This is a genomic window from Sphingomonas sp. CROZ-RG-20F-R02-07, assembly GCF_022662335.1.
In the GTDB taxonomy this organism is placed as follows: Bacteria; Pseudomonadota; Alphaproteobacteria; order Sphingomonadales; family Sphingomonadaceae; genus Sphingomonas.
Genome location: NZ_JAKNQJ010000002.1, coordinates 37,621 through 51,173, shown reverse-complemented (window position 1 = coordinate 51,173; position 13,553 = coordinate 37,621). Strand labels below are relative to the sequence as shown.

General features: G+C 68.5%; 13 protein-coding genes. 7 read left to right on the top strand and 6 right to left on the bottom strand.

What is annotated here, in order from left to right; genetic code table 11:
• Positions 1 to 12 precede the first annotated feature (12 nt).
• From L8H00_RS04120 to L8H00_RS04105, 4 genes are all read right to left on the bottom strand, one after another.
• On the bottom strand, positions 13 to 1,302 hold the full coding sequence (locus L8H00_RS04120; protein WP_242095978.1) for an adenylosuccinate synthase: 1,290 nt from the start codon (positions 1,300 to 1,302) through the stop codon (positions 13 to 15).
• Between the two features lie 110 nt (positions 1,303 to 1,412).
• Positions 1,413 to 2,513 carry an ATP phosphoribosyltransferase regulatory subunit gene (locus L8H00_RS04115; RefSeq protein ID WP_242095977.1) on the bottom strand — a complete coding sequence of 367 codons (1,101 nt, stop codon included), beginning with the start codon at positions 2,511 to 2,513 and terminating at the stop codon, positions 1,413 to 1,415.
• 55 nt (positions 2,514 to 2,568) lie between these two features.
• On the bottom strand, positions 2,569 to 4,146 hold the full coding sequence (gene serA / locus L8H00_RS04110; protein WP_242095976.1) for a phosphoglycerate dehydrogenase: 1,578 nt from the start codon (positions 4,144 to 4,146) through the stop codon (positions 2,569 to 2,571).
• 110 nt (positions 4,147 to 4,256) lie between these two features.
• On the bottom strand, positions 4,257 to 5,411 hold the full coding sequence (locus L8H00_RS04105) for a phosphoserine transaminase (protein WP_242095975.1): 1,155 nt from the start codon (positions 5,409 to 5,411) through the stop codon (positions 4,257 to 4,259).
• 212 nt (positions 5,412 to 5,623) lie between these two features.
• Between L8H00_RS04105 and L8H00_RS04100 the strand changes: the two genes are divergently transcribed.
• Positions 5,624 to 6,256: an extensin family protein gene (locus L8H00_RS04100; protein ID WP_242095974.1), complete on the top strand. Its 633-nt coding sequence runs from the start codon at positions 5,624 to 5,626 to the stop codon at positions 6,254 to 6,256.
• A 148-nt stretch (positions 6,257 to 6,404) separates the two neighbouring features.
• Here the strand turns inward: L8H00_RS04100 and L8H00_RS04095 are convergent, their stop codons facing one another.
• The gene (locus tag L8H00_RS04095) at positions 6,405 to 7,418 is read right to left on the bottom strand and encodes a polyprenyl synthetase family protein (RefSeq protein ID WP_242095973.1); all 1,014 of its coding nucleotides are present in this window, start codon (positions 7,416 to 7,418) and stop codon (positions 6,405 to 6,407) included.
• A 123-nt stretch (positions 7,419 to 7,541) separates the two neighbouring features.
• Here L8H00_RS04095 and L8H00_RS04090 point away from each other — a divergent pair, with 123 nt between their 5' ends.
• The 3 genes from L8H00_RS04090 (at position 7,542) to L8H00_RS04080 (ending at position 9,046) form a co-directional block, all read left to right on the top strand.
• The gene (locus tag L8H00_RS04090; protein ID WP_242095972.1) at positions 7,542 to 7,832 is read left to right on the top strand and encodes a chorismate mutase; all 291 of its coding nucleotides are present in this window, start codon (positions 7,542 to 7,544) and stop codon (positions 7,830 to 7,832) included.
• A gap of 104 nt (positions 7,833 to 7,936) precedes the next feature.
• Positions 7,937 to 8,314: a DUF2147 domain-containing protein gene (locus L8H00_RS04085; RefSeq protein WP_242095971.1), complete on the top strand. Its 378-nt coding sequence runs from the start codon at positions 7,937 to 7,939 to the stop codon at positions 8,312 to 8,314.
• A gap of 51 nt (positions 8,315 to 8,365) precedes the next feature.
• Positions 8,366 to 9,046 carry a thymidylate kinase gene (locus L8H00_RS04080; RefSeq protein WP_242095970.1) on the top strand — a complete coding sequence of 227 codons (681 nt, stop codon included), beginning with the start codon at positions 8,366 to 8,368 and terminating at the stop codon, positions 9,044 to 9,046.
• 53 nt (positions 9,047 to 9,099) lie between these two features.
• Here the strand turns inward: L8H00_RS04080 and L8H00_RS04075 are convergent, their stop codons facing one another.
• Positions 9,100 to 9,870: an N-formylglutamate amidohydrolase gene (locus L8H00_RS04075; protein ID WP_242095969.1), complete on the bottom strand. Its 771-nt coding sequence runs from the start codon at positions 9,868 to 9,870 to the stop codon at positions 9,100 to 9,102.
• A gap of 13 nt (positions 9,871 to 9,883) precedes the next feature.
• Here L8H00_RS04075 and L8H00_RS04070 point away from each other — a divergent pair, with 13 nt between their 5' ends.
• From L8H00_RS04070 to L8H00_RS04060, 3 genes are all read left to right on the top strand, one after another.
• The gene (locus L8H00_RS04070; RefSeq protein WP_242095968.1) at positions 9,884 to 10,804 is read left to right on the top strand and encodes a transglutaminase family protein; all 921 of its coding nucleotides are present in this window, start codon (positions 9,884 to 9,886) and stop codon (positions 10,802 to 10,804) included.
• Positions 10,798 to 11,607 carry a transglutaminase family protein gene (locus tag L8H00_RS04065; RefSeq protein ID WP_242095967.1) on the top strand — a complete coding sequence of 270 codons (810 nt, stop codon included), beginning with the start codon at positions 10,798 to 10,800 and terminating at the stop codon, positions 11,605 to 11,607. Before L8H00_RS04070 ends, L8H00_RS04065 begins: the two co-directional genes overlap by 7 nt.
• A 77-nt stretch (positions 11,608 to 11,684) precedes the next feature.
• On the top strand, positions 11,685 to 13,487 hold the full coding sequence (locus tag L8H00_RS04060; protein WP_242095966.1) for a DUF885 domain-containing protein: 1,803 nt from the start codon (positions 11,685 to 11,687) through the stop codon (positions 13,485 to 13,487).
• Positions 13,488 to 13,553 lie beyond the last annotated feature (66 nt).

Below are 13,553 nucleotides of genomic sequence, written 5' to 3'. Positions count from 1 at the left end.
GGGTTTTTCATGTCAGTCGGCGAAGGGATCGCGCACCAGGATCGTGTCGGCGCGTTCCGGGCTGGTGGAGACGAGCGCGACCGGGCACGCGATCAGCTCTTCGATCCGCCGGATATATTTGATCGCCTGCGCCGGCAGATCGGCCCAGCTCCGCGCGCCCGCGGTCGTGCCCTGCCAGCCCTCCATCGTCTCGTAGACGGGCTCCACCTGCGCCTGATCCGCGGCATGGGCGGGAAAATAGTCGAGCGTCTCGCCGCGCAGCCGATAGCCCGTGCAGATCTTCACCGAGTTCATCCCGTCGAGCACGTCGATCTTGGTGAGCGCGATCCCCGTGATCCCGCCGACCGCGGCCGATTGCCGCACCAGCACCGCATCGAACCACCCGCAGCGCCGCTTGCGGCCGGTGACGGTGCCGAATTCATGGCCGCGCTGCCCGAGCCCCTGCCCCACATCGTCGTGAAGCTCGGTCGGGAACGGTCCGGAGCCGACGCGGGTGGTATAGGCCTTGGCGATGCCGAGCACGAAGCCGACGCCCGATGGACCGATGCCGGATCCCGCCGCCGCTGCCCCCGCCACCGTATTGGACGAGGTGACGAAGGGATAGGTGCCGTGATCGTTGTCGAGCAGAACGCCCTGTGCGCCCTCGAACAGGATCCGCTTGCCGCCCGCGCGCGCCGCGTTCAGGTCGCGCCAGACGGGCTTGGCGAAGGACAGGACGAAGCCCGCGATCTCGCGCAGATCGGACAGGAGCCGCGCGCGATCGATCGGCGGCTCGCCGAAACCCGCCCGCAACGCGTCGTGATGTGCGGTCAGCCGGTCGAGCTGCGCGCCCAGATCGTCCAGATGCGCCAGATCGCACACCCGGATGGCGCGGCGGCCGACCTTGTCCTCATAGGCCGGGCCGATGCCGCGCCGCGTCGTGCCGATCTTGCCCGCGCCGCTCGCATCCTCGCGCAGCGCGTCGAGGTCGCGGTGGAACGGCAGGATCAGCGCGCAGGTGTCGGCGATGCGCAGCGTGTCGGGCGTGGCGACCACGCCCTGGGCGCCGAGCCGGGCGATCTCGTCGCGAAGCGCCCAGGGATCGAGCACCACGCCGTTGCCGATCACCGAGGGCGTCCCGCGCACCAGCCCCGACGGGAGCAACGACAATTTATAGGTGCTGTCGCCCACGACGAGCGTGTGGCCGGCATTGTGGCCGCCCTGGAAGCGCACCACCATGTCGGCGCGGCTCGCGAGCCAATCGACGATCTTGCCCTTGCCCTCGTCGCCCCATTGCGCGCCGATGACTGCCACGTTCGCCATGTACCAAGCTCCGCCTGCCGAGCGGACCCGCGCGCCCTTCGACAGGACTCGGCGCGACGGGTGTGTCCAATGATTGCGGAGGCGCGCCTAGCGGCTGCCCGGCGCCCGTGTCAACCGCCGAGCGGCACTGCCTGCCCCTCGCGCCAGACATGCGTGCACAGTTGCGCTTCGGGCGTATCGTCCGCCTCCAGCGCCGCCACCGTCACCCAGCCGGCCTCGCGGAGCGCCGCAGCCTGCGCGGCCGGCGTAGCGAGCGGCAGGAAGAGCCGACGCCGCTCGCCGCCGCCCGCCTGCCCCACCAGCGCGTCCGCATAGATCGAGAAGCCGGTCGCCGGCTCCTCGCTGCCGTTCTCGTGGACGATCGTATAGGTGCCGCCACGCCCCACTTCGCCCGCGATGCCGTCGGCAAACAATGAGAAGCCGAGCCAGCTCTGATATTCGAACCCGTGCCGCTCGGTGGGATCGAGCGTGAGCCGCACGCCATCGCCCAGTGCCGCCGCGATCCGCGCCAGCGCATCGAGCCGCGAGGTGAGGACGCCATGCGCATCGAACGCCCGCAGCCGCGCCATGGCGGTGGCGAACGACCCTGCCGCCGCCACCAGCGGCAGATAATCGGGCGCGAGCGCGGCGACCCCGCCCGCATCCTTCGCATCGAGCCGGTCGCGCAAGCCGGCGATGTCGCGCACCGGCAACGGCCCCGCCGCGAGCGTATCGACCAGATCGGGCAGCGTGAAATCGATCGACACCGGCCCCGTGCCCGCCGCCGCGAGCGCCGCGACCGCGACGCCGACCACCTCGCCCGCCGCCGCGACCGAATCGAGGCCGATCAGCTCGCAGCCGATCTGGCGAAGCTCGCGCGCGGGTGCCAGTTGCGAGGCGCGCAGCTTCAGCACCGATCCGGCATAGCTGAGCCGCACCGGGCGCGGATGGTGCCCCATCCGGGTGGCGGCGATCCGCGCCACCTGCGCGGTGAGATCAGGCCGAATCGCCAGCGTCCGCTGCGACACCGGATCGACGAAGCGCACCGCATCGTGCAGCCCGCCCGCCTTCAGCCGCGAACCCAGCCCTTCGGCGAATTCGGCGAGCGGCGGGTCGACCCGTTCATAGCCGTGACGCCGCGCCGCCTCCAGCACCCGCGCTTCGAGCGCCGCGGCCGCATCGGCGAAGGGCGGCAGGCGATCGTGAAAGCCTTCGGGGAGGAGTGCGGTCATGAAGCGGCTGATAGCGCGAGCGGCTCCAAGCGCAATCCTCCCCGCATCGCCGGGTTCAGAACACCAGGCCCATCGCGGTCTTTACGCCGGGCAGCGCGCGCACCTGGGTCAACAGGTCGGCGGTGACCGCCTCGTCCACCGACAGCAGCAGCACCGCCTCGCCGCCGGCCTGACGCCGGCCGAGGTGGAAGGTGCCGATGTTGACACCGGCGGCGCCCAGCGTGGTGCCGAGCCGGCCGATGAAGCCCGGCGCATCTTCGTTGACGACATAGAGCATCGGCCCGGCCAGATCGGCCTCGACCTTGATGCCGAACAGCTCGACCAGCCGCGGCGCCTGATCGCCGAACAGCGTGCCCGCCACCGAGCGATCGCCCGCATCGGTCTTGAGCGTCACGCGGACGAGCGTATGGTAATCGCCCTCGCGCTCGCGCCGCACCTCGCGCACGTCGAGCCCGCGTTCCTTGGCGAGGAACGGCGCGTTGACCATGTTCACCGTATCGGTGTGGACGCGCATGAAGCCCGCCAGCACCGCGCCGGTGATCGGCTTGGGGTTGAGCGCGGCCGCAGCGCCCTCGACTTCGACCGAAATGCCCGAGATCGAACCATGCGCCAGCTGCCCGACAAGGCTGCCGAGCTTTTCGGCGAGCGCCATGTACGGCTTCAGCTTCGGCGCTTCTTCCGCCGACAGGCTCGGCATGTTGAGCGCGTTGGTGACGCCGCCCGACATCAGGAAATCGGCCATCTGCTCGGCGACCTGGATCGCGACGTTGACCTGCGCTTCGGTGGTGGAGGCGCCCAGATGCGGCGTGCTGACGAAATTGGGCGTGCCGAACAACGGGCTCGCCTTGGCCGGCTCCTCGACGAACACGTCGAGCGCGGCGCCGCCGATCTGCCCCGAATCGAGCCCCGCCTTCAACGCCGCCTCGTCGATCAGGCCGCCGCGTGCGCAGTTGATGATTTGCACGCCCTTCTTCGTCTTGGCGAGGTTTTCGGCCGAGAGGATGTTGCGCGTCTGGTCAGTCAGCGGCGTGTGCAGCGTGATGAAATCGGCGCGGGCGAGCAGCTCGTCCAGCGTCACCTTCTCGACGCCCATCTCGATCGCGCGCTCGGGGGTGAGGAACGGATCGAACGCCACCACCTTCATCTTGAGGCCACGCGCGCGATCCGCGACGATCGAGCCGATATTGCCCGCACCGATCAGCCCCAGCGTCTTGCTGGTCAGCTCGACGCCCATGAAGCGGTTCTTTTCCCATTTGCCCGCCTGGGTGCTGGCATCCGCCTCGGGCAATTGGCGCGCGAGCGCGAACATCAGCGCGATGGCATGTTCGGCGGTGGTGATCGAATTGCCGAACGGGGTGTTCATCACCACCACGCCCTTGGCGGAGGCGGCGGGGATGTCGACATTGTCCACGCCGATGCCGGCACGGCCCACCACCTTCAGGTTGGTGGCGTGCTCGAGGATCGCCTTGGTCACCTTGGTCGAGCTGCGGATCGCAAGGCCGTCATATTCGCCGATCATCGCGGCGAGTTCGTCGGGCGTCTTGCCGGTGATCTCGTCCACCTCGACGCCGCGCTCGCGGAAGATCTGCGCGGCGCGGGGATCCATCTTGTCGGAAATCAGGACTTTGGGCATGGAAATATCCTAGAGGCCGTTCGGGCTGAGCCTGTCGAAGCCCATGCCCGGAACGGTAACGTTTGTGACACGCCCTTCGACAAGCTCAGGGCGAACGGAAGAGGGTGGGTTCAGCCCGCCTTGGCGGTCGCGTAGGCCCAGTCGAGCCAAGCGCCGAGGGCCACGATATCCGCGGTGTCGACGGTGGCGCCGCACCAGATGCGCAGGCCCGGCGGCGCATCGCGATAGCCCGCCACGTCGAAGGCCACCCCTTCCTTTTCGAGCAGCGACGCCATCGCCTTGATGAGCACCTCGTCCGCGCCCTCCACGGTCAGGCACACGCTGGTCTTGGAACGCGAGGCGGGATCGGCGGCGAGATGGCCGAGCCAGGCGCGTTCCGCCACAATCCGGTCGAGCGCGGCGGCGTTGGCGTCGCTGCGCGCGATCAGCCCGTCCGGCCCCAGCCCCTTGGCCCATTCGAGCGCAAAGATCGCGTCCTCGACGGCCAGCATCGACGGCGTGTTGATCGTCTCGCCCTTGAACACGCCCTCGGCCAGCTTGCCCTTCGACACGAGGCGGAAGACCTTGGGCAGCGGCCAGGCGGGCGTATAGCTTTCCAGCCGCTCCACCGCGCGGGGGCCGAGGATCAGCACGCCGTGCGCGCCTTCCCCGCCCAGCACCTTTTGCCAACTGAACGTCGCGACGTCGATCTTCGCCCAGTCGATGTCATAGGCGAAGACGCCCGAGGTCGCGTCGGCGAACGACAGGCCCTCGCGGGTCTCGGGGATCCAGTCGGCATCGGGCACGCGCACGCCGCTCGTGGTGCCGTTCCAGGTGAAAAGCACGTCGCTCGACCAGTCGACCGCGGCCAGATCGGGCAATTGCCCGTAATCGGCGCGGATGACGGTCGGATCGATCTTCAACTGCTTGACCGCGTCGGTCACCCAGCCTTCGCCGAAGCTCTCCCAGGCGAGCGCGGTGACGGGCCGGGCGCCCAGCATCGTCCACATCGCCATCTCATAGGCGCCGGTGTCGGAGCCCGGCACGATGCCAATCCGGTGCGTGTCGGGCAGCTTCAGCGTCTCGCGCATCAGGTCGATGGCATATTGCAGCCGCTGCTTGCCGATCTTGGAACGGTGCGAGCGCCCGAGCGACGCGGTGGCCAGCTTCGCCGCGTCCCAGCCGGGCGGCTTGGCGCAGGGGCCGCTGGAGAAATAGGGGCGTGCCGGTTTGGTGGCAGGCTTCGTCGTCGCGCCCGATTCGGGGGCGGTAAGCGTATCCGTCAATGTCTCTCTCCTCACAGAGAGCACGCGCCGCGTTGGGGCGGCGTGGCCCGTCGACGGCGTTAGGGATGCAGGAGCATTGTGGCAAGCAGAATGGCCGGACACGGACGAGCGGTGGCTTTTCCCGTCCGTGCCGAGCTTGTCGGCGGGCAGGTCTTCTCTCTACGTCTATGCGCATGAAGAACGATGCTTCGCCACGCATGACGCGAACGGACATGCGATGGGCGCTCCTCGCCCTCCTCGTTGCGGGGTGCGGCCGGGTCGAGCATCCCGCCGCCACGCGTGGCCAGCCGGCGCGGCCCGCGATTCGCGAGACCGCGCAGTGCGAGGCGGACCTCACCCGCATGGGCGTGTCCTACCGCACCCTGCCCGATCATGATTACGGCACCGGCTGCGGCGTGTTCGGCGCGGTGCAGTTGATCGACATCGGCGTGCCCGTCACCGGCATCACCGCGCTTCGCTGCGGCGAGGCGCGCGCGTTCGCGAGCTGGACGCGCAACGCGCTGGCGCCCGCCGCCTATCAGATGCTCGGCAGCGAGATCGCGCGAGTCGAGGGGATGGGCAGCTATGCCTGCCGCAACGTCGTCGGCTCGGTGCGCAATGCCGATCGCCGCTCGGGCCATGCGATCGCCAATGCGGTGGATTTCGGCGGCGTGGTGCTGAAGGACGGCCGCCGGATCACGGTCCTGAACGACTGGAACTCACCCGATCCGCAGGTGCGCGGGTTTCTCCAGACGGTCCATGTCTCCGCCTGCAAACGATTCGGCACGGTGCTGAGCCCCGACTACAACGCCGCGCACCGCAACCACCTCCATCTGGAGGACGATCATGCGGGCTTCTGCCGTTAGGATCGACGACGCCAGATGGCCCCGGTTCCCTTACCGTTCGTGCTGAGCTTGTCGAAGCACCTTCTCTCCGCATAGGCCTTCGCATTCCGGACAGGCCCTTCGACAAGCTCAGGGCGAACGGGTGGCGGTATCGTCATCGAACTCGATATCAATAGGCGCGGGCGACCGCGAATTCGACGGCTTCGGTCATTGCGTCCTTGGCCTTGCCCGATGCGAGCCCGGCGATCGCGTCGATCGCGCGCTGACCGTAATGGCGCGCCCGCGCGATGGTGTCGTCGATCGCGCGAGTCGCGCGGATCAGGCCGACCGCATGCGCCAGATCGGCATCGGTGGAACGCCGCCCCTCGACCGCGTCCTTCCAGAAGCGCCGGTCGTCCGCCGAACCGCGGGCATGCGCCAGGATCACCGGCAGCGTCATCTTGCCCTCACGGAAATCGTCGCCGCTGTCCTTGCCCATCGTGCCCGCATCGGAGACGTAATCGATCGCATCGTCCACGAGCTGGAACGCGATGCCCAGATTGCGGCCATAGGTGTCGAGCGCGATCTCCTCGCTCTCGGGGCGTTCGGCCACCACCGCGGCGATCCGGCAGGCGGCGGCGAACAGCGCGGCGGTCTTGGCACCGATGATGTCGAGATAGCGATCCTCGGCCAGATCGATGCGGCGCGCGGCGGTGAGCTGGTTCACCTCGCCCTCCGCGATGATCGCCGACGCGCTCGACAGGATCTTCAGCACCTTCAGGCTGCCGTCGTCCACCATCAGCTCGAACGCGCGCGAGAACAGGAAATCGCCGACCAGCACGGTCGCGGGATTGCCCCAGATGATGTTGGCGGTGCGCTTGCCGCGGCGCAGATCGGATCCGTCGACCACGTCGTCGTGCAGCAGCGTGGCGGTGTGGATGAACTCCACCGCCGCCGCCAGCCGGTGGTGGCGCGTGCCGGTATAGCCGATCGCCTGCGCGCTCGCGAGCGTCAGCATCGGCCGCATCCGCTTGCCGCCGCCCGCGATCAGGTGGCCGGCCAGTTCGGGGATCAGCGGAATGTCCGACTGCATCCGCGACAGGATCACCGCGTTCACCTGATTCATGTCGCCGGCGACCAGCTTCACCATCGGCTCGAGCGACGGCGGCTGGCGGGAGTCGAGGCGGTGGATCGTGGCGCTCATGATGCGCTGAGCCTCTGACGGCTGGGGCGGCGCAAGGCAAGCCTTGTGGCCTCGTACCGGCGCTTGCCCGGGGCGGCCGAACCCGGCAACATCGGCGCATCACCATGATGGGAGCTGCCGACGATGCCCGACGAGATCCTGGACGGCTATCGCCAGAGCATCGACAATATCGATGCCGCGCTCGTCTGCCTGCTCGCCGAACGGTTCAAGGTCACGCAGGCGGTGGGGCGGCACAAGGCGACGACCGGCCTGCCCGCCGCCGATCCGGGCCGCGAGGAACGCCAGATCGCGCGGCTCCGGCGGCTGGCCACCGAAGCGCGGCTCGATCCCGAATTTTCCGAGAAGTTCCTGCGCTTCATCATCGACGAGGTGATCCGCCACCATGCGCGCCACCAGGCGCAGGCGCAGGGGTGACGCGCTCGTCATCCGCCGTCCACGCGGCGTTCATCGCGGTCCGTGCAGGGCGGGCGGGCTGACGACGCGCGCCGGCGCGTTCCCTCCTGTGTTCGAGAGCCCCGATGATCGCAGCCCTGCTGATGGCAGCCGCCCTGCCCGCGCCCGCGCCGGTTATCGACGGGGTGTGGCACAATCCCAGCAACAGCGTCGCCGTGCGCACCGGCCCCTGCGGCGCCGCCACCTGCGGATGGGTGGTGCGCGCCTCGGCCGCCGCCGAGGCCGATGCGAAACGCGGCAGCGGCGCGGCGCTGATCGGCGTGGCGCTGCTGCGCGATTACAAGCCGAGCGGGCACAATGTGTGGAGCGGCACGCTGTTCGTGCCCGACATGGGCCGCAGCTTCGATTCGACCATCACGCTCGCCGATCCGCAGACGATCCGGGTGAAGGGCTGCCTCATGGGGCGCTTCCTCTGCAAGACGCAGCTCTGGCGGCGCGATTGATCGCCACGCCGCACGGTGTTCCGCGCGCGACTTTGCGCTAGGGCATTGGCCATGAGCTTCCTTCTCGCGATCGAGGGCGCCGACGGCGCCGGCAAGGCCACCGCATCCGCCGCCGTCGCCGCACGGCTGAACGCCGCCGGCACGCGCGCGACGGTGATCTCGTTCCCGCGCTATGCCGAAACGATGGGCGGCCACATGCTCGGCGAGCTGCTGTCCGGCCGACTGCCGCGCACCGCCTCGCCCCAGGCGGCGGCGGTGCTCTATGCGCTCGACCGCTACGAATCGCGCGACCACCTGGCGCGCGCGGCGGCGGAGAACGACGTGATCGTGTTCGATCGCTACATCGCATCCAACATGGTCTATCAGGCATCCAAGGTGCCCGCCGACGAGGCGGCGGCGCTGATGCGGTGGATCGTTGCGCTGGAGACGGTGCAGTTCGCGCTGCCCGCGCCCGATCTCTCGATCTTCCTGGACACCCCGCTCGATCGCGCGCGCCGGCAGGTGCTTCAGAAACAGCAGCGCTCCTACACCGACCGCGGGCTGGACGAGAACGAGGCGGACGATGCGCTCCAGGCGCGGGTGCGGGCGAACTATACCGCGATCGGCGCGACCGGGATGCTGGGCGCCTGGGCCACCGTCTCCACCATGGCCGACGGCGCGATGCGCACGCCGGACGCGATCGCCGCGGAGATCGTCGCGGCCTATCGCGCGCAGGTGGCGGGCGGGCCCTGATCCCCGTCTCGTTCCCCGGCGAAGGCCGGGGAACGATCGTCGGAAACGCCCCCCTACCCCGCCGCGCGCGTCAGGACGCGGGCCAGCCGCTCGCTCCACGCGGCACAGCCCGCCGCGTCGCCGATCAGATCCTGCCGCACCTCGATCTCCACATAGGGGCGAAGCGCCGGATAGGCGTGGCGGGGAATGGTATAGTCGATCAGGTCCATCCGGTATGGCTCGTTGTCGCCCACTGTCAGGTCGCCCTCCGCGCGCAGGGCGGCCAGCATCGCGTGCGAGAAGCCGGTATTTCCCGCATCGTGCAGGATCCCCACCTCCCAGGGCCGCGCGAAGCCGCGCATCACCGGCGTGAAGCTGTGCAGCGAGACGAGGATCGTCGCCTGCCCCGCCGCATCGCGGCGCGCGATCTCTGCGGCAATCGCCGCTTGATAGGGTTCGTGGATCTCGGCGAAGCGCCGGGCGCGATCGGCCTCGGTCAGATCGGCATTGCCCGGCACCACCGTGCCGTCGCTCGCCGGCGCGATCGCATCGGGCGCCTGGTGCCGCCGGTTGCAGTCCACCACCAGCCGCGAATAGGTCTGGCGCACGAACACCGCGTCGAGCGTCTCGGCGAGCAACGCGCCCAGCGTGGCGATGCCGATGTCCCACGCGATGTGCCGCACGCGCTCGGCGGGCTCCAAACCCAGCGTGCCGAGCCGCTGCGGGATCGCATTGCCGGCGTGATCGCCGATCAGCAGGAACGATGATCGCCCTTTGGGGTTGATTGTTTGGACCGGCGCGGCATCATCGGTCCCCAGCAGCCGGTCGGTCGGTTCGTCGCTCACGGGGTACGTACCGATGCCATTGCTCACCCTTTCGCACATCACGCGCTACACTTACCGCCAACCGGTGGCGTTTGGCGAGCACCGGATCATGGTGCGCCCGCGCGAAAGCTATGACCAGCATCTCGTCGACGCGACGCTCGCGATCACGCCAGAACCCGCCGATATCCGCTGGCTGCAGGACGTGTTCGGCAATTCGGTGGCCATCGCCACGTTCGACCGCACCGCCGCCGAGCTGGTGTTCGACAGCCGCATCCGCCTCGATCACCGCCCCGCCGAAGTGCAGGACGTCGATATCGAGGATTACGCCCGGCTCTATCCCTTCACCTATTCGTCCGAGGAAATGCCCGATCTGCTGCGTTCGATCGAGCGCCAGCATCACGATCCGCAGCGCCGGATCGACGCCTGGGCGCGACGCTTCGTCAGCGCGTCGGGGCAGACCGATACGCTCGAGATGCTCTCGGCGATGACGGCGGCGATCCGCCGCGACTTCACCTATGTCGCGCGCCCCGAAAAGGGCACGCAGACGCCGATCGAGACGCTGGAGCGCCGCAAGGGCACCTGCCGCGACTATGCGATGCTGATGATCGAGGCGGTCCGCGCGCTGGGCTTCGCCGCGCGCTTCGTCTCCGGCTATGTCTACAGCCCCACGCGCCGCGAGCAGCGCACCGGCGGGGGCAATACCCATGCCTGGGTGCGCGTGTATCTGCCCGGATCGGGCTGGGTCGAATTCGATCCCACCAACGGGATCGTCGGCAACCGCGGGCTGATCCGCGTCGCGATCGCGCGCGATCTTTACCAGGCGGTGCCGATCTCGGGCACCTGGAGCGGCTTTCCCGGCAGCTTCCTCGACATGACCATATCGGTCGACATCACCGTCGATCCGCCGGCGCTGCAATCCGCAGCCCCCACCCCCAGGAGTATCGCGACATGCTGATCCGCGCCGGCTACGACATCCGCTTCGACACCGAGAGCCCCACGCCGATGATGGCGATGCTCAGCATCCATCCGTCGCGCAACAAGGACCTGCGGACGCTGCAGCGGATCGTCGCGACACCCGATGTGCCGATGTACGATTATCTCGATGCGTTCGGGAATGTCTGCACGCGCGTCACCGTGCCGGTCGGTGGCCTGACGCTGAGCTGCGACTTCACCATCCACGACAGCGGCGAGCCCGATCTGCAGAGCCCCGATGCGGTGCAGCATGCGGTGGAGGACCTGCCCGACGACGTGCTGATCTATCTGCTCGGCAGCCGCTATTGCGAGACGGACCGGCTGTCCGACACCGCCTGGGGGCTGTTCGGCCATGTGAAATCCGGCTGGGAGCGGGTGCAGGCGATCGTCGAATTCACCCACAACCATATCGAGTTCGGCTATCATCACGCCCGCTCGACCAAGACGGCGTGGGACGCTCATCAGGAGCAGCAGGGCGTGTGCCGCGATTTCGCGCATCTGGCGATCACCCTGTGCCGCTGCATGAACATCCCGGCGCGCTATTGCACCGGCTATCTGGGCGATATCGGGATCGCGCCGATCCCCGGTCCGATGGATTTTTCCGCCTGGTTCGACGTGTATCTGGGCGGCGCCTGGCACACGTTCGACGCGCGCCACAACAAGCCGCGGATCGGGCGCATCCTGATGGCGCGCGGCCGCGACGCGACCGACACCGCGCTGACCACCACCTTCGGCCCGGCGACGCTGACGCAGTTCGACGTGCATACCGGCGTCGCAGAAGAATAGGGCGGCGCTTCAAACCGCTTGGCGGAGCGCCCACCCGCGATCATAACGACGGCGAATCCTTCGAAGGGAAACGCCGCTTGCGCCTGTTGATCGCCGCCCTGCTCGCCGCCACTGCCGCCCCGGCCTTCGCGCAGGCGCTGCCGCCGCCCGTGCCGCTGCCGGGCGACGGGCCCGAGGATGCGACGCTGAAGCGGCTGTTCTACGACAGCGACGAGGCCAGCCTGAAGCGCAACCCGGTGAGCGCGATCAGCCGCGGCGACCTGCGCTATGCCGATCGGCTGGGCGATTTCTTCTCGGACGCATCGATCGCCGCCGAAAAGGCTGCCGCGGAGAGCGATCTCGCCGCACTGTCGCGGATCGACCGCGCCCGGCTCAGCCATGTCGACCAAGTGGCCTATGACGTGTTCAAGAACCAGACCGCGATCGGCCTGCGCGGGCTCCAGCCCGATCTCGTCGCGCTCACCGTCGTGCGGCCGATGGACCATTTCTACGGCATCCAGACCTTCTATCCCGATTTCGCTTCGGGCCAGGGCGCCGCGCCGTTCAAGACGCTGGTCGATTACGAGAACAACCTGAAGCGCAACGCGCAATATGCGGTGCTGCTCGACGAGGCGATCGGCCGATTCCGCCAGGGCATGCAGGCGGGCATCGTCCAGCCCAAGCTGGTCGTGCGCAACATGATCGGCCAGTTCGACAATCTGATCGCGCAAGGCGTCGAGGGATCGACCTTCTACGCCCCGCTCAAGCGCTTTCCCGCCACCATCACCCCCGCCGATCAAACGCGGCTGCGCGCCGCCTATGCCGCGCAGATCCGCGACGTGGTGATCCCGGCCGAACGGCGGATGCGCGATTTCCTCAGCGGCACCTATCTCGCCGCCGCACGCGACAGCGTGGGGCTGTCGGGCATGCCGGGCGGCGACCGGCTCTATGCCTATCTGATCGAACAGAACACCACGCTGCCGCTCACCGCCACCTATGTCCACGATCTCGGCCTGTCCGAAGTCGCGCGCATCACCAAGGCGATGGAGGCGCAGCGCGTCGCCGTGGGCTTCAAGGGGACGCTGCCCGAGTTCTTCACCTTCCTGCGCACCGATCCGCGCTTTGCGCCCAAATCCGCCGAACAGCTCCGCGCGGGCTATGAGGCGATCGGGCGGCGCGTGTATCAGCGCATTCCCGAGCAATTCTCGCTGACGCCCAAGACCCCGCTCGAGATCCGCCCGGTGCCCGCGTACAAGGAAAAGACCGACGCCGGCGGATCCTACCAGCAGGGCACGCCCGACGGATCGCGGCCAGGCGTGTTCTACTACAACACTTACGACCTGCCCTCGCGCTACATGTGGGAGATGGAGACTCTGTTCCTGCACGAGGCGGTGCCGGGCCATCATTTCCAGATCAGCCTGGCGCAGGAGAATGTGGCGCTGCCCGCCTTCATGCGCTTCGGCGGCAACACCGCCTATGTCGAGGGTTGGGCGCTCTATTCGGAATCGCTGTGGCACGATCTGGGAATGGAAACCGATCCCTATCAGCGGATGGGCGGCCTCAACGACGAGATGCTGCGCGCGATGCGGCTGGTGGTCGATACCGGCATCCACGCGCAGGGCTGGAGCCGCGACAAGGCGATCGACTATATGCTCGCCAATTCGCCGATGGCGCGCACCGACGCCACCGCGGAGGTCGAGCGCTACATCGCGATTCCGGGACAGGCGCTGGCCTACAAGATCGGCCAGTTGACGATCCAGCGCACCAAGGACAAGGCCAAGGCGGCGCTGGGCGCGAAGTTCGATCCGCGCGCGTTCCACGCGCAGGTGCTCGACACGGGATCGCTGCCGATGCCCGTGCTGGAGGCCAAGATCGACGCCTGGGTCGCCGCCACGCGCTGAATGGCCGGGCATTCATCCACGGTTCAACGCGATCGTCCTTACGGCAACACGAAAGCAGCGGCGGCG